The sequence below is a fragment of the Bacteroides finegoldii DSM 17565 genome (assembly GCF_000156195.1).
Taxonomy (GTDB): domain Bacteria; phylum Bacteroidota; class Bacteroidia; order Bacteroidales; family Bacteroidaceae; genus Bacteroides; species Bacteroides finegoldii.
The window spans coordinates 89,182-108,933 of sequence record NZ_GG688319.1 but is presented as its reverse complement, the minus strand read 5'-3'; the positions used below and the strand labels follow the sequence as shown (position 1 = coordinate 108,933).

The window sequence follows — 19,752 nt, the reverse complement described above, 5'->3', positions numbered from 1 at the left end:
ACAAGATATGAAAACCTTATTCAGAATAATGACGATTTTCTTGATGCTTTTCTGTTTCGCAGGCTGTGACGATGATAAAGAAGAAGTACTGTCCACATTGGACGTTACAGCTGCTAATCTGAATGGGACTTGGAAATTAGTGGAATGGAACGGCGCCCCCCTGCAAGCAGGCAGTTACTGCTACATTACATTCAGCCGTAAGGATAAGACTTATAAAATGTATGATAAGTTTGACAGTATGTATCCCATTCTCAAAACGGGTAGTTTTGAGATTGAAAAAGAAAAGAATTTAGGCTATATCATTAGTGGGGACTATGATTTCGGCAATGGTGAATGGGCTAATTCCTATATCGTAACCGACCTTTTGGCCACTTCCATGATTTGGACTATAAAAGATACCCCATCAGATATACAAAAATTTGAACGCTGCGATAGGGTACCTGAAGAAATAGAAAATGAAGTCCGAGATTTTTAGGAAGGTATCGAAATTCTCGTAGTAATAACGAACGTTATCCGTAGAGGGTGTCAAAACCTCTTTTCTTGAAATATTATCCTTGTTACAGCTATGTGAAAAGGCTAATTTCCATATTCAAGATGTCTTGGTACCTCATTTGACAATATAAAATTCTCAAAATAAATTTCATAGTCTCTTCTATTTTAAGAGAGGAGTAATTAAAGTTTAACAACATTAAAAGGGCATGTCTGTGAAGATATAGCCCTTTTTTAGTAATGAGTTGTTTGAAACAATAAATGACACATCTCGGTTCTTCCGCCTGATAATAGTAGTGGAGTGACGGAAAAACTGACATGCAAAGTCAAGCACTTCGTTACAAGGTGTCCACGCCGTTTCTGTTGTAAACCGCAAGGTGTCACCATTTATTTCAAGATTAGCCCATTCTCCCCGGCAACTCACTTCGTTCCAGTCTTTACCCAAAGCATCTACCATACACCCGAGCCATTTAGTCCCGAATCCGTTTTTAATGAACGGTTCTTTCCGGCTTCCCAGGTCTTTCATTAACCCGTAAAGTTCTTTCACTTCTTTTGCGTCACCGTCTATGACGTACACGCTTTTGCTCCAGTTTCGCATGATTGTAATTTTTGATTGATTTTATTTTTCCCTCTTATCGAAGCCTTTCCGGCTTCCTTTCGGGATTGATTTTACATGCGGGTCCAATAGCGGGAAAAGGACGGCAAAGGCAAGTAAATAAGCCGGGAATTTGACGGAATACCCAAATCTTTGATTTGCGGAAGGCTGCCGTTTGATTCGTGGCCCGGTTAGCGCAGCGGTACTTGACGACCGGACGGACGCTGTACCTTTGCATGGGAAAATCTCACCGACAAGGATTGCCGGAGAAGAGAGACGGGAAAGTGATACCGAAGGAAGATAGAAGGGGAAGGAAAAGAAGCCAATTATACAACGGGAGGCAAATCATGCACGTTGCATTTGTGAGGGGAGTTCTTGACGTAGATGCTCCGAAATGCCCCCAAAAGTTCAGTGTCTAACTTTTGGGGTACAATTCATTCTCTCGGAGGTCTTGTTTTCAGAAATACACGTTCAGCATAAGATATACGTATGCCTTTTTATCTTTCCCATTTGGGTACTGGAGTTCAAACTGAATTTTATCTTCACGTGCCAGCCATCCGATCGCGCTGGCCAGTTCCATATCATCCATTCCAGTACCTTTTTTAACTTCCGTGAGTTCCCATCTTTTATGTGCGTCTGTACTTAGGAAACGCCATAAGATTCCAGCATTTTCGCCAATAATGCTCTTATTCATAATTTTCCTTTTTATAAAGTTGTTTTTTATACATCAAATGTACTGAAATTTATAATCCATTGATGCGGATTTACTGTTGGATTGTAATTTACCCCCCCCCGATTTTATGTTTCTTTAACATATCAAAGAAAATTTAGTATTCCGCAAGATTGAATGTATGTACATGTCTGCAAACAACAAGCATTGCATGGTAAAATAACGCACCGATAAGAAATGTGATAATGCAAAAAACGGATCTCTGTAACGATAAAAAGTTGAAGATGAAATCCTTGTGTAAGAATTTAAGGACATAAAATATGCCATAAACCGAACTTGGGCAAAGTAACGGTTTAATGGCCATATAAACGGATGCACTTATGCAATTCCCTGTTACAGTGATTTAAGAATCAGGCTGTTTGCCTTGTCCACCACCGTGGTGTCGAGTGAAGCGAGATAGATGCGGGTGGTGTTCTCGGAATCGTGTCCCATCGCCTCGCTGATGGTAGCGATAGGAATATTCTTGCTTTTGGCGATACTTGCCCAGCTATGACGTGCCACATAACTCGTCAGCGATATGGCCAGTCCCAACATTTTACCTATTTTCTTCAAGCTCTGATTTACCCGATGCGCGTCGCTCTTGTACTGTTTTCTTGCATCATTGTCGCAATTCTTGATAATAGGTAGCAAATAAGGTGTCCCGGAGGTGTCGAATTTGTCAATCAACTCCTGCATGGGTTTCTCCCACTTGATGAACAACTGCTGGTTGGTCTTGTGCCGACGGTAGGACAAGACACCGTTTTGCAAGTCTTTTTTCTTCAGGAACGCCATGTCAATGAATGACATGCCACGCGTGTAAAAAGAGAACATGAAGATATTCCTCGCGTAATCCATGGCCGGGTGCAAGTTCAAGTCCAAATCCCGAATCTGGCGGATCACGCTCAGAGGAACCGCGCGTTTGACTGTTTTGTCAATGCCCGTATAAACATGTTTGAACGGATTGCGCTGCTCGGTCAGCTCCTTATCTACCGCACGGTTGTATATGGCCCGGAGATTACGCATGTAAAAGGAACTGCTGTTAGGACAGATGCCTTTCGATTTGAGGTATGCCTCGTATGCCATCATCAGGTCGGAATCCACCTCGTCCAGGGGAACGTCCTGTTCTTTCCGGAACCTCGTGAAACTGTTTATGGCTGTCTCGTATGCCGTATATTGTTTCCCGATCTGTTTCAGCTGCCCGACAAGCGTGTGGGCAAAGGATATAAAACTGTGGGTATCGGTCGGTGAAAGGTAACTTTCCACCACATCCTCTGCCGTATAAGATCCGTCCGCACGTTCAAGACGCGAAATAATACTTTTCAACCGTTTGATGTCTTTCCGAAGGGCATCCTTTAAGGAGGCCAGATAGTTGCGGCGATTATCCCCAATCCCGGGAGGGAACACGATTTCCTTGTTTTCCGCATCCCATTCCTGCGGGTACAGTTTATAACCGGTGTGTATCTGTCTTGGTACACGCTTGTGAATCACTTGGTAGAACAATGTGCCCTCTTTCGTACTGGAGGAGGATGCACGGAATTTTGTTTTAACTGTTGCCATTATATATTATTTAATTGTTTCAGATATAAAATAGCCCGCGTAATGACGAAAATGAAAAACCGACCGTGCATCTATGATTTCCCCGGTGTGAAACTTTACGGGAAGCCATGGTGGGGAGACACGGGGAAAGCCTCTGTCCCGGGTGCCCCAAGAGTCCCGGTTCTGTAATCGGCACTCTTGGGTCCATAAAACAATACGGCGGGCATTATTCCACGGTTTGGATAGTCCTGGAAAAGAACAATTCCACTTTCGTATGCCTGTTGGCTTCCGTCGGCAGATAGTCGTCTATGCCGCCTCTGCCGGCTTTTAGAAGTCTCCCGGACGGTATTCCCCGTCGCTCCAGCTCTGTTGCAATAAACTCGGCTCTCGATACGCTCAGCGAGTCGTTGATAACTGCCGTGCCCGTCGAGCTGTCGGCTGCACCCGTAATTTTCACGGACAGATTATGCTTTTTCGCCACGCGGGCCAGTTCGTCGAGATTGAGCATTTGCGAGGTATCTGTCAGGTGGGCCGTATTCAGGGTGAAAAAGAAATAAACGGGAGAACCGATACACTCGTTTCCGGAACATACCAGGGCGATATATTCCGCAGGAGTGGGTATGGTATCGGAAAGGTTACCGGTCGTTTTCCCAGACTTTTCAAGTCCATACCCGTCACCCCGCGTACCCGTAAGGGTGTCCGCCGGTACATTACCGTCTGAACCGTCTCCTTCAAGAAGCGACCTGCCGTCCCAACGGCGGTTCTTCAACCTTGCCCTAAGCGAGTTCAGCCCGCTATAATTATTTACCGGGAATCCGCGTCCAATGGTATCGTCGTCCTCAAAGAGGTGGCTGTATGTATCGAGCAGCCCTTCGATTTCCAGAATCTTTTTCAACTCGGCCAGTGTCCGCCTGTCCTGATCGGACCTTCCTTTGCAGCGTATGTTCTCTTCCTTTAACAAGTTGGCGTAATCCGCAAGCCACTCGTTTTGGCGGATATAGGGTGTTGCGTCTATCGCCCGTTTCCAGCCGGTTCTTCCGATATGGAATGTAAATCCTGCGGTCAGCGACAGCATGTGGTCGCCGGGGCGGTTCGCCTTGCCGTACCCGTCGAAATCCTGAAACGTGGTCATGCCGGAAAGTTCCAGGGTGGCACTTACCCGTTTGGTGATGCGGTACTGTCCCTGCACTCCGTAGGAAATTGCGAACGGGTTATGCCCGTTGGTGGCGTGGTGAAGCAGACCGACACCTGCAAAAGGTGCAAGCCCCCAGCGTACCTGTTCCTGCCGGGCATACCTGCGGCCAAGGACATTCCATAGCAAATCCGCATGGATATGGTGGTAGTCTTGTGTGGACAATGCGCCGTCCTTGAATTGCAACCCGCTGTAGTTTATCCGTGCCCCGACCGAAGGTGTAAACCACTTGCCGACAGCGAGGCTGTACGACGGTTTCAACCGCCCGAACAAGTCTTCGCAGCCGAGAGGCGTGCCGAGAAAGGCGGTCGCTCCTGCGGCGACACTGACAAACCAGTTGCTGTTTCCGGACATCGGCACCACCACTCCGTCAAGATAGACAGGCTGCATCGGCAGGAAGCGTTCGGTGGCAGCGTGAAAGGATGTGCATCGTACAGTGTCTCCTCGTGCGGGTACGACATCTGCACGGGCTTGCAATGAACAAAGTATTGCAAAAACAATGATGATTTGTTTTGTCATATTCCAAAGATTTTATTTGTTAGACTTCTGATTATTGTAAGGCATACCACCACTTATCGTTTGGGCTTCTTGCCGATGGCCGGGCGCATCATGCGATGTGCCATCCTCATACAGCGAAGCGCCCATGCCCGGTTGTCCTCGTCTTCGTCGCGGCCCCATTTAAGGTCGCTCCCGCCACCTCCGCCACCACGGGTTTCGGCAAAAGTGGTGGCGTCGTCAACCATTCCGAGGAAGAGCATCGTCGCACAGTGCATGACTTCCGCGCCACGCTCGGCGATGGACTGCACGAGCGTGCCGTCGAATACCTGACGTTCCGAAACGTCCATCCGTGCCGATATGTTCCGGTATTCGCCGACTAAATTTTCCAGCAGGACATCCTTGAGCAAGCTGTCCACTTTGGAATGTACATCACGTGAATATTGGTAGGCTTCTTTCCTGAGTTCTTCGGTACGCTCCTCAATAGCACTCATGTTCTCTCTCAGGTCGGAGAGCTGCCGGTCAGCCGTCTGTAACTTGTCCTGCTTGTCCGCCAGTTGCCTGCTGATTCCTTGCAGTTCTTTTTCCAACCCTTGAATCTGCGCGGCCAACTGTGCCACATCGCCCCTGTTCGCTTTCAAATCATGTTCGGCTGCCGACAACTGTGCCTGCTTTTCGGCTTTCGACTTTTCGAGGTTATCGACCATTGTCGTGAGACCTTTGACCCTGCGTTCTGCCAGCCGGATGTCCGATTGGAGGCCGGCCAGTGCCTTTTGATGACGGTCGATGTCTTCTTCAATGTTCGTACACTCTTCAGACAGCATCCGGCGGTATTCTTCGGTTGTCCTGTGGCGTGCGCCGGTCTCCGCGACACTTCTTCCACGTGACATACCCCATTTCGTATTGACTTCAGCGAAAAAGTCTGTATGAAGTTGTTTCATCCGTTCGCTGTATTCGTATTTGTCCTTTCCGGCAAAAATCTCCTTGTAGGCAAAGCGTCCCTCCTTGATTGGCAGAAGTGTGCAGTGTACATGCGGATTCAATTCGTCGAGGTGTACAATGAACGCGGCAATATTCTGCTCGCCATATCTGCCGCTCACGAATGAGTAAACGTCTTTCGCCCATTGCTCGATTTCCTTCTTGCGGACGATACGGGCATTGTCCGCACCTTTGTCAAAATTTACTTTCTGCCTCCCGAAGGCAAGTTCGTGCATACGTTCCCGCGAACCGCCGAAAATGATGTTTACCACTGTGCGAAACTTCGGTTCGGCCAACCCTTCGTTAGGGTCTTTGATTCCTCGCCACTCCAGGATTTCTGACATCCGTTCCGGGATGCTGCGCGTCTTGTCGATGGGACGAATCTTCCTCCCGGAGACAACCTCGAAATTCAGGTGTTCACGTGTAGGATCGTAATTGCCTATTTCGACCGCCCGTTTCCAGCCTTTCTCCGTCCACCGGCGCGTATGTTCGTTGCTCTGTGCCGTCGTTATGCCTTTCGACACCCGGACGTCGAGCACTTGTTTTGCATTTGCCATACTGTTTTCTTGTTATTCGGACAATCCCCCGTGTCCCAGCTTGCTGCTTGCCCGGACACCTCTCCCAACGACGTAAGGCGGTTGGGGTATTAGGCTACCCTTCCCTTTGCTCGGTGGCAGACGGGCAAGCCCGGATGCCTCCCTATAACTGGCAGGATACCAGTACCGGGGTAGAGTCGGATTGTTCGCGGTTATACAATCTGTTTCCTGTTCCGGTTCAACCCACCGGTTCCTGCATTTGTGCGGCGAGTGCCAGAAAGGGGCTGCGGAATGATTTAAGGCTTTCTTCTTCCTCGTCCATATCAATGGCAGCCCCGCCCGCTTTGAAATCGAGAATAAGCTCCGCAAGCTCTTTAGAGGTCTCGATAAACGAAGTCCATTCCCCTTCGAGATCGAGGCGGAAAAAATCCATGAAGTCCAGAATATCGTCGAACTTCGACTTGCGCAGTACGCGCTGCATGGCGGCAAGGGCGATACATCCCATTGCCGTCGCACGGATTTTTATCACCCGGGGGTCATCGTTTTTCGACATCAGATCCAGATTGACGCGAATGCCGGTACACGGCCTGTCTTCCACGCCGACTTCGGCCATAGCCTGACGGATGAACTGTCCGCACGCGGTTCCGGTTTGAACGGAATCCGTTTGGCCGGTTATCCAACCGGACAACACGCCACGAAGCCGTGCGGCAAGGTCCGGGTATTCTTGCCCGCTTTCCCCCGCGAGGACTTCGCCGGTCTGCAAAGGCATGGTAATAACAACACTTTTCGTCAGCCGGGTACGTTCCAGTTGTCCGAATGATTCGAGCGTGTCCAGAAATGAGCGGACAGTAGCGCGATGCCAGCGCCACTCTGCGGCAAGGTCGGAAACGGTCACATGGCACTGGCAAGGCCGGAGTCCGTAGTCCTGCTTCCTTAGAAACGGGGAAACGAACCCTGCCAGCGATTTGTTCAACAAGTCACAATAGGCTTCCGTTTTTGTTTTGCGGTCGCCGGTTTTTTCTTTGAGGTAGTCGAAAACCTTGATGTCTGCCAATATACTGGCAGGCTTTTCCTGATTACTTTTCATACTCGTTCTTTTTTTGATGATTTGTCATTATAGGGATTATGGGAATATGCGGCGTTACCCTTGTCCGCATCGTATGGCGGCTTCACCTGCCGGTTATCGTGATAACTTTCGGCAAATGTTCCGGGATGCCTTATCCACCCGGCAACCTTGTCCGCGTCACCATATTCGGACATTACCCGGACAGAGGGATAGAACAAGGCTGCCAAAAGAATGCAGGCGATAGTAACAGCCGTCGTGTAGAGATGCGGCATGAAGCCGATGACCATTGCCACGAGCGCGAAGATGACGAAAGCCCGAGGCCGGTCAAGCAACCGCCGCAGCCACCGGTCCGCACGTTTGGCAGAGGACAACATGGCACACACGATGGTCGAGAGCACGACACCGAACTCGCCGGGATGTCCGCTCGTATAGACATAATGGAAGAGCATCAGCAAGATCAACAAGACCTGCGCGTACAGTTTGCGGGCTTTGGCGCTGCGTGCCATGACATCGTAGAACTTTGCCATGAAACGGCGCTTACTCTTGTACAATGCCATCGGCAAGACGAAAGGCAAGGCAAGGAAAATAAATTGCAGTATAATCCAGATCATAGGTAATAGGGTTTTGAAGGTATGTAAACGGGACGTACCACGAGTTCCAGCCGGATAACGCCGTAGGTCGCCAAACGGATAATGTTCTCGGCATCTTCTGCCGTGATATAGTTCGCCCCTTTTTTAATCCGGGATTTGAACGTGCCGTTCTGTTTCCGGTAGGCCGCCAGAGCCTTATCCAGTTCATGTTCGGGAATCGTCCACGCTGTACCTTTGTCGTATGCGCCATGCGCCTTGTAGGTCCGCAGCACCAGTGTACGGGAAACAAGGTGGTCGGTTCTGCCGCTTCTTGAAATGACATGCTCCTTGTAGAGGTTGGCATCGGCGACCTCTATCCACGTCCGGTAAGCGTCGATGCAGAATACTATTTGCCGGTATATCGTATTTCTCATAGGAAGTCCATCAGTACATCTTCTTTGCATTTCTTGTATTTGAAGTGCCCGTTCCCCTCGTGAAGTTTCAGATCGAGGCACAGGTCGCCGTACATCATTTCCAGCGAATCGTAAACGGTCGCGATAATCCGGCTGACTTTGCCGTCCGCATCCGTCTTGGCGTTCATCTTGAACATCTGGCCGAAAGCCGGGTTGGAATAGGCGCATGTGCTGTGACCGAATTTATCCGACCTGAAAGGGATATGGTGGTAGAGCGTGATTAGTTCTATGTCATCCTCAAACGCATCCATGACCTCTTCCAAATCGTAGGGGTCGCGAAGAGGGAACGTGAGCAGGGCATAATCACCGAAGAACTGAGGGGGCTCCATTGTCGTGATGTCGAGCAGTTGCGGCAGTTGCAGGGGGACGAATGTCATGAAATCGTCGAAAAAATGTCGTAGCATAATCATATCTCGTATTTGTTAAGGCTTTATAATGTGGCGATGAATATCTCCATGAGCATACCGGGCAGCTCTTCCAGGCGGTCGTTTCCCGCGTGCATCATTTCCTTCAACGCCCTGAACGCTTCGGGTGTCCTGCCCGCGAGCTTGTAAAGGGTTTCTTTTTCCCGGTCTGAAAGCAACGCGATGCAGAAACCGTCCAACGAGGCGTATGGCTGGAGTATCATCCAGATATAGGCGTGTGCCTGCTCCGGCGTGGTGACTTTTCCCCGGTGTATATCATCGAGGCAGGTCTCCACGTTCAGTATAAGCCGTCGGTTAGTCCGCATGGCCATATATATCATGGCTTCCTTGTAAGTAATCTCCTGCCGTCCGGCGGCGAGGAATATCCGGGCACAGCACTTTTCCGTGTCGCGCGTAATGTCAGACATGTTTACTTTACCGAAGCTATGCAGGTGTGCCATGAAAGTCCGGAACACGGCATCTTCCTTTTCGATGAACCTTTTCAGGTCATCATGGCCGTGTATGTCGTCCTTCAGCGTCCCGGAAAGCAACGCACGGTAGGACGGCAGTATTTTTTCCTTGTCGCCCCGATAGGCCGGGCGTTTATCCAGCGAGGCAAAGAACGGCCTGACTTCTTCTGCGGAACGGTGCAGTTCCTTGTCCCCGGCATAAGGGGATAACCGTTCTTTGAGCGTCAACACTTCCTTGTAAGTACGCGATCTCGATATAGCCAGCCGGGAAAATTCCGCCCGGATGGAATCGTGCAGCGTGAGGCATTCTTCGCGTGTTCCGGAGTGGACTTGTTGTGTCGTGTCCCTGCGGACATAGGCGAAAACGGAATCCCTTACCGTCAGCCACTGGCGGAGAAGTACCGTCAAACTGTCGGTGGAGAGTCCGTCCTGCATTCTTATTCCGGACAGGTACTCCCTGTATATACCGGCAGGGTTATCTTGGAGTTCAAGCGACGGGTTGCCATATTTCCCTCCGCATGATGAGAGTATGAAAACGGCAGCTGAAGCGGCAGATAATCTGGCTGTAAAAATTGCGGTGTTTAAGTATGATTTAATGTTTACCATATCATATTTTTAATTCAAACATCGCAAAGCTAAGTATTATTTTCAATACAATAGCAAAGCAGAATCATATTTTAATGAGATTTTAATATCATACTTAAAAGTATGATTTACAATGAAAACAAGTGCAGTGAAAGGAGCTTTTTCAGGCGTTTTTCCAGAATTTCATTCAAAGTATGATTGCGGGTAAAATAAAACTCTTATCTTTGCAGTTGTTATCATGACATCGTACAACGACATGGCAAAAGTAGGTTACATATTCAAGGCGAACTTTTATGACGGGTTCGAGGCGGACAAGGAATGGATGCAACAGTACGGCTGCGTACAGGTGATAGAGGAAACGGTCGAGCACGAGGCGCTCAGGCCACAGTGGAAACAGCTCATGGCGAGCCTTGAGAGGGGCGACGAGATTGTGCTGTCCAAATTCAGCAACGCCGTACAAGGAGTGCGCGAACTTGCGTCATTCATTGAGCTTTGCCGCATAAAGGTAATACGAATCATCTCCATTCATGACAGGATTGATTCGCGGGGTGCGCTGTTTCCTGAAACAACGGCAGGTGAAGTATTGTGGATGTTCGGGGCGCTCCCCGAAGAAGCCGCCGCGATACGCAAGGCTTCAGCCCATGTCATGCACCTGCAGCTCAGCATCAAGCCGCCGACAAGGAAAACGGCTGCCCTGCCCAAAGACGACAGGGAAAGCCGGGAGAGAACTATCGTGGACATGTATAACAACGGCTACGATATTGATGACATTCTCGCTGCCAGCGGGTTTTCAAGCCGCAGTTCGATATTCCGCGTGCTCAACAAGCATAACGTGAAGCTCAACCGGGGAAAATTCAGCGGGCCGCTGGGGAAGAGGAAAAAGAAAGAAGGAGACGCCCCTGACGAAGAATAAGCCGGCTCGAAAACAGCTTTCCGGGTGACGGCCCGGCAGGTGCATGGATTGGTGTAAGGCTAATTTCCCGATAGCCGGAAGCTATATTTAATTATATAATTATATAATTAGGTTTTCTCTTAAAAAGCGTTATAACAAGACGCTTTGCATCACATTGAAAATATATATATAATATTGATTTTAAGCATTATTCAGCCTTTTGTTTGTGTATATAATTATATAATTACATAAGATATTAAATATATAATTAAATACTTGGATATTCGGACAATATTCGCTATCTTTGCGGAAAGAAACAAATGAATTTATTACGGCAATGAAGAACAGGATTGTTATATTCAGCAACATAAAAGGAGGCGTGGGGAAAACCACGCTTTGCGCGTTGTTCGCGAGTTACCTCGCGGAGAGAGGCTATCCCGTCATCGCGATCGACGCGGATTTGCAGGCATCGTTGTACCGCCACCGGCAGCGGGAAAAGGATGTCGCTCCCGACGTGCAGGCCCCGTGGAACGTGGATTTGCTGGACACGGCAAAGGGGGATCATTTGAAAAACGTCATGAGCAAACTGAAGACGGTACCGGGTATCGTCCTCATTGACTGTCCGGGTAACTTGAACGACCGGAATCTTGAGTACATCTACAAATCGGCTGACACGGCCATTATCCCCATATCGTTCGACGCGGATACAGTGGACGCGACCGGAATATTCGTTAAAGCCCTGAAAACCGTGTCTTCGGCCAACCTCGTGTTTATACCCAACCGGATCAACACCTCCGAACGGAAATCGGAAGAATTGCGCCAGAGAGCGCAAACAACCGAATTTCTCGGGTTGGTAGGTGTGGTTATGCCGACAGTAAAACAGAGCGTGTCCGTCAAAAGATATACGACCCTGTACCCGTTGGAAAGAAACCAACTTGCGGCAGTCGAGCCGTCATTCTGCAAGATTGTCGAGGAACTTCAACTTAACGATTAAGGACCATGGCAAAGATTAAGAAACCGGAAATAGGCAATCCCCTGGCAGGAATGGGACTTGACGAGATTGTTCGCAATATAACCGCCCCGGAAAAAGCTGCCGTGGAAATCAACAAAGAAACCGCCGGCGAAACTCCGGACACACCCAGGAAAACGGGCAAATCCCGACGTGGCGGAATGAAAGCCTTCGAGGAAAACCTTGCCAGGTACACGGGCGTCAACGAGCAGGGAATCGCCATTTGGCTACCCAAGGAGGTCAAGAAGAAATTAGAGCTTATACGCGTCAACGCGAGCCGCAATATCCCGTTGCGCTCTTTGGCATCTGCTATCATCATGACGTATATAGCTGAAAACGAAGATAAACTAAATTCGTTGTAAATCAAAAATATAGTGATATTTAATTATATAATTGTTTAATTACATAACTGCATAATTCAATAATTATGTGGTTATATAAAAATATAATGGAAGTATGGAAATTTTAGTGTTAATCGCCGTGTTCTGGGTAGTGGGGAAAATCCTGAAGGCTTTGTTCGGCGGCTTCAGTAAAAGCGACTACCGGCGCGACCAGTAGCCGATAGGCACCGGTGATAGAAAACCGGAATAAAGTGACGTGCCTTCTTTGGGCGTGCCGGATCTTTGTCAGCCGAGTAGTTTCACACGGCTTGAATCAGATTTCCGGTATTGTGAAACGGAAGATAGAACGGCAATCATTATCTTTAATGCAAATTTTATTATAAACTTTTTTTGGTATGACAAAAGCAGACATTGTAGCCCGGGTTGCACAACAGACCGGCGTGGAAAAAGCGGTCGCGATGACCGTTGTGGAAGCATTCATGGAGACCGTGAAAGATTCGATGATTGCAGGGAATGATGTTTTCCTGCGGGGCTTCGGCTCTTTCGTCGTTAAACAGAGGGCTGAAAAAGTTGCCCGGAATATTTCAAAGAACACGACTATCGTGATTCCGGCCCACTCTATCCCTGCCTTCAAGCCTGCAAAGACATTCCTGGATGCTGTAAAAGAGGGAAAGTAAAAAAGTTACTCCCGCCGGGAAGCCGTCCGCGAGTTGGCATTCCGGCCGTTTGATAACAAAAGAGGCTGTCAGCCTCTTTTCTTTATATATGGAGCGGGTATATATTTAGTCTGTTACCTCGTAAAAATAGCTTAACTCGTCATCCTTCAGATTTTCCTCCGCGTACAGGTCAGTCTGAGTCCAAAGGGTATTGTAAAGTATCGCCATATCCGGTCTGGTCTCGTGATATTGCCATATCTTGTGATTGAGTACCAATACCAGTTCTGTGAGATATTTGTAGTTATTTTTCCACTCCTCGAAAGCACGGTTGAAGGTGTCCTGAATAGCTGACAACCCAAATCTGTCCGCTATCGAGAAATCATCCCAAAAAGTAGTTTGCAACTCGTAACCGTTCTCCTGCATAAATTCTCTAAATGTCATAACGCTTAAAATTTAAGATGTTAATTTTTTTATTTTCCCTCTGATACATTCCGTACCGAAAGGTTGATTATTTTTTTGCCCACAGGATTGGAGGCAAGTACGGGCAAGGAGGCAACGAAAAATACGCTCTCCAACGAAGTCGGGGAGGAAGATTTTTCGGCTGCAAGCGTCAGCGGTCCTTGCTGGAACTGACAGCCGACAATCAAAATTTGCAGAAAAATAACCGGCTTTCGGCATGGAGTGTTGGGAAATAGGCGTAAGTAAGATAAAACAGGGAAACCGAGGAGTTATAAGAGGATTTCTTTCCGGTTGGAAGAACTGGTTACAAAAGGGCATACTGGGTATAAGCGTTTCATCGGCCAGAAAAGAGAATACCGCAACGCATCCGCCAAAGATGGTTGCGGTATTTGTGGACAGCATTTATGCTGCTTTGTCCGGCTTGCGCTGCCTTGTTTTCCAACCGTACACGGCGGCTACATACGGATAGAGGGAACGTGTTCTCCGGCGGAAACCTTCTCCGTCGATTTCACGATTGTAAATCTTATCGGCGATACGTTCCGCTTCGTCACGGTCTTTGGCGATACGATACAAGGTGTAGTTCGTACCGTCATGGTGGCCCATCCGTCCGCGAATGTTGTAGCCGTCGCCGTACCATTCTGCATCGTCGCACAGGGATTTCAAAATATCGGCAATGGTGCTGCCCAATATTTGATAGCCTTGTCTCCTACCGTTCCATAATCCCAAGTTTCCGAACACGACAATAATACCGTCCACTTCTTCATTCAGGTTGCTCCGTTCATCGTCCAACCAGCGATATACTTCTTCTGCCCACTCTTCATCGCTGACCTCGTAACTGTCATCGTCCAATATTTCCCTCTGGGAATTTTGATATTCTTCTTTTGCCGTTTCGTCCAACAGGTCATAGCTTGACCAAATCATCTGCTTCATGTGTTTTGAATTTTAAGTTTGACTTCTGTTTTTTATCCCTGCTTTCGGAGGGTTCCCCTCGTCCGGCGGGATTTGATTTTACGTGCGGACCACAAGGCGGACAAAAGGGAAACAAGGCAAGGAGGAAGCGGATAGTCCCGTGGACGATTTCATTTGCGTTCAACAAGTATTGACGAGCTTGCGAGTTGATGGTTGTTAACCGGAAATGAAGCCGCGCCTTGCCGATTCCCGACCGCCTTAACTTTGCACGGGAAAATCAATGGACGGCGGCGGACTCTTCGTGTGGAGTATGAAGGAGTATAAAAGTGTGGACGTTCCGGAACGGTAACGAGCAAAACAAAAGCGGCTTGAAAGCCGCTTTGTCCGGATAAGGCAGAGGTTATTTCTTGCCTTTTTTCGGTTTCTCTTCCGACTCGGCGGGAGCTTCCTCCTTTTCGACGGCCGGATAGAACTTGGTGGCGACCATCACGATGCGGTTGTGCTTCACGCCGTCCTTGTCGGACCACTCTTCGGGTTTGAAATAACCCTCCACGGTCAGGAGCGTACCTTTGGTCAGTTGGTCGAACGAACCGGCATTCTCTTTTTTGCGCCATGCTTCCATGCTCATTAGAGCTGATATGCGGCTGGTTTCATCGCCGTTCTTCTCCTGACGGCTGATTGCCAATGGGAAACGTGCTACACTGGTGTTGGTGAACTGGCGGATTTCAGCGTCCTTTGGCACGAATCCGGTTACTACGAAACTGTTCTCGATCTTTTTCATTGCGATTGTTTTTTGAAGTTAATGAATCATTTTTACGGTGCGGAAAAAGTAGGTGCAGTCAAAGGGATGCACCAAGGATAGTGCGTAAATACTCTTTATTTTGGAGCGTAGCCCCAAACCGAAGGCCCGATAAAGGAAGATTGACGCGGTACGCCATTGGTCAAGGCCGCATGGCCGTTCCCGTCTGCACACTAACTTTGCAACGGAATAATGATGATGACTTCGATAGGAAACGGTCGCGAAAAGACGAGGCCAAACAGCTCGTGGCGGATTTTGGACCGGAAGGACTTGTTCGCCTGACAGACAACGCAGGGGTGGCTTGTTCCGGCATGAAGCCGGGAAGAACATCAGGCATAGGGAGCATGTTATCCGCCGACAAGGTGGAAACGGCACAAGCGGGTATGCCGTCCGACCAACCCATAGGGCTGCTTTCGCGGGGGATTTCGACTGACGAAGAACCGGCAATCGGCGTGTGAGGGTATCAGTGTGGGGCTGTCCTGTCTGTTCCCGGTCGAAGGAATAGAGAGACGGCTGAAGGAAAAACGGCGGAACGCTGCCTTATGGACGAAGCGGCAAGGCGGTTCTCGCACGAGTGGACGTTCGATATGAAAGGGGATGGCACAGCCAGAAGGTATAAAGGGTTGTTTCCGTAGGAAACGGTATGGGAGTCTATTAGGGAGATAAAAAAGGGATTCCTGCCGGTGTACCTGTTTAGCCGGTATAAGCGGGCTGAAACCGATGTTACGTTCAGCCCGCTTGCATTTTACCTATTTTCTGTTTCGGTCTGTAATTCCACCGGCTCATCATCCCATGTCAGCTCCTTGCCGAGTAGTTTGTAAACAGACCCTTTGGGGAGTTCTATCTCGATTGATACGCTTCCTCGTTCGCTCTCGATATACACTTCTTCCAAATACTCCCAATGCCCACACCAGCCCCTAACGGGCTTTTCGGGCATAATCCATTCTGTTCCGTCTTTATTTACTGCCAACCATGCCATAATATTACATTTTTAATCTGTTTCTCTGTGATAATTTTATTCTTCTTGTGTTATCATTCTCTTGCTGTATTCCAAAATTTTATCCATCGTAAGCCATTCCGGTTTTTCGTCTTCTTTGAAACTCTCATGCAGTTTTATCATAAACTCAATTTGTAATTTTTCGTCACCAGCCCATAAGGATTTGGGGTGTCTGTTACCGTAATTAAGGTAATACTCACAATCTGACTGTAAGCGTCCTAATAACTGGTATCTGAAAACCGAATCCCTGTGTATTACTTCTTCTACCGTTACTCTTCCATTTGAATTTGTTACATCGTTTGCCATAATCTATAAAATTTTGAGTTTTCTTTTTTCCCTCTTATAGCACCTGCTACTTTCGGGCTTGATTTAATTATGTCGCCTCGAAAGGTGTCATGGCTCTTTATGCAAGGTTTCACGATTAAATACTACCCGTGCGAAGCGGAGGGTGGAGATTTTGTCGTGAACCGTCAGGCTTTGACCTTGCATACAAGAATGACATGACAAGTACCTTTGCGACACAATTCATATCAGGCAGCCCGAAAGCGATGTGCGAATACAGGGAAGAGAAGGTCTCTTGCAAAAGGTCCGATAGTTTATATAAAAGGGTTGCAGCGAAAAGAAAAATATAAACGGGTATTCCGGGGCAGTATAAGAATTTTGATCGTGAGGATAAAAGGGGATTGCGCCGGCGTGTCTGCTGTGAGAAAAAGAAACGGGCTGAAACTGGCAGTTCCAGTTCAGCCCGCAAAGTGCATTAAAGGTCTTTTGCCTGTTCCCGTCAGAAATGGGCTACCATTATCCGGTGTCTGAAGATCCTGGTTTTATCACTCGGTCGCCGTTGGTTTATCCAGATATGGTGTGCTCCGTATCCGAATATGAAATACTCGTCGAGCTTGGTTTCGTTCTTCAAGCGTTCCATACTTGCACGAAGTTCGGTTTCGTCAGTTGAAAAAAGAATCGTGTTCATGATTCGGAAGTAGATTTCTTCCGCTTCATCGCAATAGCGGCAAAATGCGTGTTCGATTGTTACGTTCATAATTCGTGGCTCTTTCAATTTAATTGGGGTGTTTCGGGTATATTGTTCATTATTGTTTCTCCGTGTTGGTTGAAAATCTCCATTGTAGGATTGCCATCGTTTTCTTCGGGAAACATAAATTCTGATGTATCGGTCAATGCTTGCCACTCTTCATAGCAAAGACGGTTGTCAATGATGTTCGACACGTCCTCACAGTTCCACGAGCGGACGATTGCCTTGGCTTCCTCGTAACCGTCCGCTTCCACACTGAAATAATCCCGTTCCCAACTTGTAACCTTACGGTCTTGATAAAATTTGTATTTTCCCATATCCTTGTTTTTTAACTGTTTACTTCTACAATATCCTCGATTCTGCCGTACAGTATTGAGCGTAACGCTGTTTTGTCAATCGCATAATACTCGTGAATGCTTCCGTGCTGTTTTACGAAATACCGTTTGAGAACGTCGGAAAAGTCAAAGTGATAACCGCTCAAGGCAATCCCACGTCTGAAGTAGATGCTTTCTCGCACGTTACGGGTAATCCAGTTTTTTTCTTCCCGGTTTAACTTGCCTCCGTTGTTCAGGTGTACCCGCAATTTGTAAACCTTGCTGTCTTGTAATGTCGCCAGTTCGGGAATGTCCCATTTGACGAATTTTGCTGCTATCTGTGTCATACGTTTGCTATCGTTTAATCAATGGATAATCACTTCATCACGGTATTCTGAAATTTCCTTGCCGCTTTCAAGGCGGACAACTATGGTATTGCCATAGTCGCCCACGATTGTGCCTTCCGTGTAACCTTTATATGGATTGAGTAGCGTGCAGGATAAGCCGATAATATCGCTGTCTTCTTCGTATTCGTACATAGTGAATGTGTTTTAGGTTACAACTTGATGTCCCATTTGCCTTGCGAGAATATCCGAAAGCTCACGTATTCGTTCTCCAGCTCGTATGTCAGTATGCGGATATAGATTTTGTCTTTGGCATCCAATAAGGCTATTAGTTCGTCGATTTCTTTTTCCGGATATTCCCAACGGGAAGAAAATTCGGCATCTAATGTGTCGTCATACCGATTGACAAAGACGTTGAAATTGTCATCCAGAAATGCCTCTATCTTTGCGAGGTCTTGTTTGTTTTCCGTCCTTGCGTGGAAAATGTTTGTTGCGTAGTTTGCCATAACTTTGAATTTTAAATTTTCTTTTTTCCCTCTTGTAGCATACAGCTACTTTCGGGCTTGATTTAATTATGTCGCCTCGAAAGGTGTCATGGCTCTTTATGCAAGGTTTCACGATTAAATACTACCCGTGCGGAGCGAAGGGTGGAGATTTTGTCGTGAATCGTCAGGCTTTGACCTTGCATACAAGAAAGACATGACAAGTACCTTTGCGACACAATTCACATCAGGTAGCCCGAAAGCGGATGTGTGAATACCGGGAAGAAGATCCTGCAAAAGGAGAGGTTGCTTGTAAAATGGGATTTGCAGCGAAAAGAGAAAAGATGAAGTAGATTCCGTAATTTTTACCGCACGATTAGAATGGGAGAAATTCAGTTTAGTTTAGTACATTAGCCTATATATATGCTAAATCAAAGTAAACTATATTTAGGTAGGCATATTTGCCTGCCTATAAATTTGTGTATGGAAGAAAATACTTACCTTTGTAGAGGTCTCAAAAAAAGACTTCTTTTTTTCTTTTCGCTGCAACGATTATTCGACGACACGGAATTTATGAATGGGAACTGTAAAATGGAGGCTAAAATGAATTAAGGATGTCGAAAGTAGAAGCAAGTGCAGGAAAAGAAACACAATGAAAATAAAAAAACGGGAAATCGCTAAAATGTACAATTTTGTTCCTCTTTTGTTTCTCAATTAAAAAACCGTATTTTATAAATATCTTATTTTCAATTTATTAAGTATGTATTTTTTAGTGGATTAATTTTATTTCCAATATTGATAGGCCAGACGTAGTGGGTAACATAGAGAATCTATTTCCCATTTACGTTCGTGCAGTTCCGGTTTCATGTCGGTCAGGTCGGACATCCAATCTCCTCCCACAGCCCCGTCATTGAAAGCATTGGCGTATGGATCGATATTTATACATTTAAATTGTCTGCGTATCACTCCTTCGAGCATTTTCTTCAATTCGGGGTCTTTATTCGCTAATTGTATATAAGGCCAAACCTGTGCTCCGGAGTCGCGTAACCACATGGCATGGATATCTCCTGTGTAGACGAAAGTATCAGGCTTACCGTCTGTTGTACGGTAATGAACTGTTGTCTCAAGAGTATTTGGAAAACAATTCTCGAACATCCATGCCAATTTTTGATTAGTAAGTAGCTTTTTCACCCTGGTGATTTCCGCTTCCACGGCTTTTGATGTAAAAAGCCGCTTGTTTACGGGTGGACGATTACTTTTATAAGCGGCAATTTCAACAGCTTGATTAACCACACTGGTATGATCCTTAGCCAGAATAAGTTCTGTAGCTTTAGCAGGACCTCCCATTAATAGGATGGTCGTGATGATACATATTCCGATATTTCTTTTCTTCATATCTCTATTGTTTTTAAGAGGGTTATTA

25 protein-coding genes and 2 pseudogenes are annotated in these 19,752 nt (G+C 47.2%); 6 read left to right on the top strand and 21 right to left on the bottom strand.

Annotation, left to right across the window (positions count from 1 at the left end):
* The first annotated feature begins 7 nt into the window (after positions 1-7).
* Entirely contained in the window at positions 8-475 is a 468-nt protein-coding gene (locus BACFIN_RS15250) for a lipocalin-like domain-containing protein (protein WP_007750004.1), read from the top strand.
* Positions 476-746: 271 nt separating this feature from the next.
* Here the strand turns inward: BACFIN_RS15250 and BACFIN_RS20530 are convergent.
* The 10 genes and pseudogenes from BACFIN_RS20530 to BACFIN_RS15305 all read right to left on the bottom strand — a co-directional run.
* A pseudogene (locus tag BACFIN_RS20530) lies at positions 747-1,087 on the bottom strand (hypothetical protein); the annotation flags it as partial.
* A 454-nt stretch (positions 1,088-1,541) separates the two neighbouring features.
* Positions 1,542-1,778 (bottom strand): winged helix-turn-helix domain-containing protein, encoded by a 237-nt coding sequence (locus BACFIN_RS15265; RefSeq protein WP_007749986.1) that lies wholly within the window; start codon positions 1,776-1,778, stop codon positions 1,542-1,544.
* A 369-nt stretch (positions 1,779-2,147) separates the two neighbouring features.
* Positions 2,148-3,350 (bottom strand): tyrosine-type recombinase/integrase, encoded by a 1,203-nt coding sequence (locus BACFIN_RS15270; protein WP_007749984.1) that lies wholly within the window; start codon positions 3,348-3,350, stop codon positions 2,148-2,150.
* Positions 3,351-3,555: 205 nt separating this feature from the next.
* Positions 3,556-5,040 (bottom strand): OmpA family protein, encoded by a 1,485-nt coding sequence (locus BACFIN_RS15275; protein WP_007749977.1) that lies wholly within the window; start codon positions 5,038-5,040, stop codon positions 3,556-3,558.
* A gap of 53 nt (positions 5,041-5,093) precedes the next feature.
* The gene (mobV, locus tag BACFIN_RS15280) at positions 5,094-6,551 is read right to left on the bottom strand and encodes a MobV family relaxase (RefSeq protein WP_007749975.1); all 1,458 of its coding nucleotides are present in this window, start codon (positions 6,549-6,551) and stop codon (positions 5,094-5,096) included.
* Positions 6,552-6,768: 217 nt separating this feature from the next.
* Positions 6,769-7,617, bottom strand: coding sequence for a hypothetical protein (locus tag BACFIN_RS15285; protein ID WP_007749973.1), 849 nt, complete (start codon positions 7,615-7,617; stop codon positions 6,769-6,771).
* Positions 7,614-8,207, bottom strand: coding sequence for a hypothetical protein (locus BACFIN_RS15290; protein WP_007749972.1), 594 nt, complete (start codon positions 8,205-8,207; stop codon positions 7,614-7,616). Before BACFIN_RS15290 ends, BACFIN_RS15285 begins: the two co-directional genes overlap by 4 nt.
* Positions 8,204-8,599, bottom strand: coding sequence for a hypothetical protein (locus BACFIN_RS15295; RefSeq protein ID WP_007749970.1), 396 nt, complete (start codon positions 8,597-8,599; stop codon positions 8,204-8,206). Before BACFIN_RS15295 ends, BACFIN_RS15290 begins: the two co-directional genes overlap by 4 nt.
* Positions 8,596-9,048, bottom strand: coding sequence for a hypothetical protein (locus tag BACFIN_RS15300; RefSeq protein ID WP_007749968.1), 453 nt, complete (start codon positions 9,046-9,048; stop codon positions 8,596-8,598). Before BACFIN_RS15300 ends, BACFIN_RS15295 begins: the two co-directional genes overlap by 4 nt.
* Positions 9,049-9,068: 20 nt before the next feature.
* Positions 9,069-10,118 (bottom strand): hypothetical protein, encoded by a 1,050-nt coding sequence (locus BACFIN_RS15305; RefSeq protein WP_007749958.1) that lies wholly within the window; start codon positions 10,116-10,118, stop codon positions 9,069-9,071.
* Between the two features lie 235 nt (positions 10,119-10,353).
* Between BACFIN_RS15305 and BACFIN_RS15310 the strand changes: the two genes are divergently transcribed.
* The 4 genes from BACFIN_RS15310 (at position 10,354) to BACFIN_RS15325 (ending at position 13,016) form a co-directional block, all read left to right on the top strand.
* Positions 10,354-11,010 (top strand): recombinase family protein, encoded by a 657-nt coding sequence (locus BACFIN_RS15310; RefSeq protein WP_007749956.1) that lies wholly within the window; start codon positions 10,354-10,356, stop codon positions 11,008-11,010.
* Between the two features lie 316 nt (positions 11,011-11,326).
* On the top strand, positions 11,327-11,983 hold the full coding sequence (locus tag BACFIN_RS15315) for a ParA family protein (protein ID WP_007749950.1): 657 nt from the start codon (positions 11,327-11,329) through the stop codon (positions 11,981-11,983).
* 5 nt (positions 11,984-11,988) lie between these two features.
* Positions 11,989-12,360: a hypothetical protein gene (locus BACFIN_RS15320; protein ID WP_007749947.1), complete on the top strand. Its 372-nt coding sequence runs from the start codon at positions 11,989-11,991 to the stop codon at positions 12,358-12,360.
* 374 nt (positions 12,361-12,734) lie between these two features.
* Positions 12,735-13,016, top strand: a complete 282-nt coding sequence (locus tag BACFIN_RS15325; RefSeq protein WP_007749943.1) for an HU family DNA-binding protein — start codon at positions 12,735-12,737, stop codon at positions 13,014-13,016.
* A gap of 105 nt (positions 13,017-13,121) precedes the next feature.
* On the opposite strand, the gene BACFIN_RS15330 is transcribed toward BACFIN_RS15325, so the two are convergent.
* From BACFIN_RS15330 to BACFIN_RS15345, 3 genes are all read right to left on the bottom strand, one after another.
* Entirely contained in the window at positions 13,122-13,436 is a 315-nt protein-coding gene (locus BACFIN_RS15330; protein ID WP_007749941.1) for a hypothetical protein, read from the bottom strand.
* A 420-nt stretch (positions 13,437-13,856) separates the two neighbouring features.
* Entirely contained in the window at positions 13,857-14,384 is a 528-nt protein-coding gene (locus BACFIN_RS15340; RefSeq protein WP_007749937.1) for a hypothetical protein, read from the bottom strand.
* 379 nt (positions 14,385-14,763) lie between these two features.
* A complete protein-coding gene (locus BACFIN_RS15345) occupies positions 14,764-15,144 on the bottom strand; it encodes a single-stranded DNA-binding protein (protein ID WP_007749933.1) in 381 nt (126 codons plus the stop codon).
* 140 nt (positions 15,145-15,284) lie between these two features.
* On the opposite strand from BACFIN_RS15345, the gene BACFIN_RS20525 reads away from it, so the two are divergent.
* Positions 15,285-15,620, top strand: a complete 336-nt coding sequence (locus BACFIN_RS20525) for a hypothetical protein (RefSeq protein WP_157037686.1) — start codon at positions 15,285-15,287, stop codon at positions 15,618-15,620.
* A gap of 287 nt (positions 15,621-15,907) precedes the next feature.
* Here BACFIN_RS20525 and BACFIN_RS15350 read toward each other — a convergent pair whose 3' ends face one another.
* The 8 genes and pseudogenes from BACFIN_RS15350 to BACFIN_RS15385 form a co-directional block, all read right to left on the bottom strand.
* Positions 15,908-16,141 (bottom strand): hypothetical protein, encoded by a 234-nt coding sequence (locus BACFIN_RS15350; protein ID WP_007749923.1) that lies wholly within the window; start codon positions 16,139-16,141, stop codon positions 15,908-15,910.
* 36 nt (positions 16,142-16,177) lie between these two features.
* Complete coding sequence (locus tag BACFIN_RS15355; RefSeq protein ID WP_007749918.1) at positions 16,178-16,465, bottom strand: LPD11 domain-containing protein; 288 nt, start codon at positions 16,463-16,465, stop codon at positions 16,178-16,180.
* Between the two features lie 475 nt (positions 16,466-16,940).
* Complete coding sequence (locus BACFIN_RS15360; RefSeq protein ID WP_007749910.1) at positions 16,941-17,198, bottom strand: hypothetical protein; 258 nt, start codon at positions 17,196-17,198, stop codon at positions 16,941-16,943.
* A gap of 14 nt (positions 17,199-17,212) precedes the next feature.
* Positions 17,213-17,506, bottom strand: a complete 294-nt coding sequence (locus BACFIN_RS15365; protein ID WP_007749907.1) for a hypothetical protein — start codon at positions 17,504-17,506, stop codon at positions 17,213-17,215.
* A gap of 11 nt (positions 17,507-17,517) precedes the next feature.
* Entirely contained in the window at positions 17,518-17,850 is a 333-nt protein-coding gene (locus BACFIN_RS15370) for a hypothetical protein (protein ID WP_007749904.1), read from the bottom strand.
* Positions 17,851-17,868: 18 nt separating this feature from the next.
* Positions 17,869-18,042: a hypothetical protein gene (locus BACFIN_RS15375; RefSeq protein WP_007749901.1), complete on the bottom strand. Its 174-nt coding sequence runs from the start codon at positions 18,040-18,042 to the stop codon at positions 17,869-17,871.
* Between the two features lie 17 nt (positions 18,043-18,059).
* Positions 18,060-18,353: a hypothetical protein gene (locus BACFIN_RS15380; protein ID WP_007749899.1), complete on the bottom strand. Its 294-nt coding sequence runs from the start codon at positions 18,351-18,353 to the stop codon at positions 18,060-18,062.
* A 762-nt stretch (positions 18,354-19,115) separates the two neighbouring features.
* Positions 19,116-19,724 (bottom strand): annotated as a pseudogene (locus BACFIN_RS15385) (glycoside hydrolase family 125 protein); the annotation flags it as partial.
* Positions 19,725-19,752 lie beyond the last annotated feature (28 nt).

Excerpts from the sequence above, each read along its gene's own strand:
- BACFIN_RS15270 (WP_007749984.1), bottom strand. The coding sequence starts at position 3,350 with ATGGCAACAGTTAAAACAAAATTCCGTGCATCCTCCTCCAGTACGAAA.
- BACFIN_RS15295 (WP_007749970.1), bottom strand. The coding sequence starts at position 8,599 with ATGAGAAATACGATATACCGGCAAATAGTATTCTGCATCGACGCTTAC.
- BACFIN_RS15300 (WP_007749968.1), bottom strand. The coding sequence starts at position 9,048 with ATGATTATGCTACGACATTTTTTCGACGATTTCATGACATTCGTCCCC.
- BACFIN_RS15285 (WP_007749973.1), bottom strand. The coding sequence starts at position 7,617 with ATGAAAAGTAATCAGGAAAAGCCTGCCAGTATATTGGCAGACATCAAG.
- BACFIN_RS15375 (WP_007749901.1), bottom strand. The coding sequence starts at position 18,042 with ATGTACGAATACGAAGAAGACAGCGATATTATCGGCTTATCCTGCACG.
- BACFIN_RS15340 (WP_007749937.1), bottom strand. The coding sequence starts at position 14,384 with ATGAAGCAGATGATTTGGTCAAGCTATGACCTGTTGGACGAAACGGCA.
- BACFIN_RS15345 (WP_007749933.1), bottom strand. The coding sequence starts at position 15,144 with ATGAAAAAGATCGAGAACAGTTTCGTAGTAACCGGATTCGTGCCAAAG.
- BACFIN_RS15310 (WP_007749956.1), top strand. The coding sequence starts at position 10,354 with ATGGCAAAAGTAGGTTACATATTCAAGGCGAACTTTTATGACGGGTTC.
- BACFIN_RS15265 (WP_007749986.1), bottom strand. The coding sequence starts at position 1,778 with ATGAATAAGAGCATTATTGGCGAAAATGCTGGAATCTTATGGCGTTTC.
- BACFIN_RS15275 (WP_007749977.1), bottom strand. The coding sequence starts at position 5,040 with ATGACAAAACAAATCATCATTGTTTTTGCAATACTTTGTTCATTGCAA.
- BACFIN_RS15320 (WP_007749947.1), top strand. The coding sequence starts at position 11,989 with ATGGCAAAGATTAAGAAACCGGAAATAGGCAATCCCCTGGCAGGAATG.
- BACFIN_RS15365 (WP_007749907.1), bottom strand. The coding sequence starts at position 17,506 with ATGGGAAAATACAAATTTTATCAAGACCGTAAGGTTACAAGTTGGGAA.
- BACFIN_RS15330 (WP_007749941.1), bottom strand. The coding sequence starts at position 13,436 with ATGACATTTAGAGAATTTATGCAGGAGAACGGTTACGAGTTGCAAACT.
- BACFIN_RS15350 (WP_007749923.1), bottom strand. The coding sequence starts at position 16,141 with ATGGCATGGTTGGCAGTAAATAAAGACGGAACAGAATGGATTATGCCC.
- BACFIN_RS15360 (WP_007749910.1), bottom strand. The coding sequence starts at position 17,198 with ATGAACGTAACAATCGAACACGCATTTTGCCGCTATTGCGATGAAGCG.
- mobV (WP_007749975.1), bottom strand. The coding sequence starts at position 6,551 with ATGGCAAATGCAAAACAAGTGCTCGACGTCCGGGTGTCGAAAGGCATA.
- BACFIN_RS15355 (WP_007749918.1), bottom strand. The coding sequence starts at position 16,465 with ATGGCAAACGATGTAACAAATTCAAATGGAAGAGTAACGGTAGAAGAA.
- BACFIN_RS15250 (WP_007750004.1), top strand. The coding sequence starts at position 8 with ATGAAAACCTTATTCAGAATAATGACGATTTTCTTGATGCTTTTCTGT.
- BACFIN_RS15290 (WP_007749972.1), bottom strand. The coding sequence starts at position 8,207 with ATGATCTGGATTATACTGCAATTTATTTTCCTTGCCTTGCCTTTCGTC.
- BACFIN_RS15380 (WP_007749899.1), bottom strand. The coding sequence starts at position 18,353 with ATGGCAAACTACGCAACAAACATTTTCCACGCAAGGACGGAAAACAAA.
- BACFIN_RS15370 (WP_007749904.1), bottom strand. The coding sequence starts at position 17,850 with ATGACACAGATAGCAGCAAAATTCGTCAAATGGGACATTCCCGAACTG.
- BACFIN_RS15305 (WP_007749958.1), bottom strand. The coding sequence starts at position 10,118 with ATGGTAAACATTAAATCATACTTAAACACCGCAATTTTTACAGCCAGA.
- BACFIN_RS15325 (WP_007749943.1), top strand. The coding sequence starts at position 12,735 with ATGACAAAAGCAGACATTGTAGCCCGGGTTGCACAACAGACCGGCGTG.
- BACFIN_RS15315 (WP_007749950.1), top strand. The coding sequence starts at position 11,327 with ATGAAGAACAGGATTGTTATATTCAGCAACATAAAAGGAGGCGTGGGG.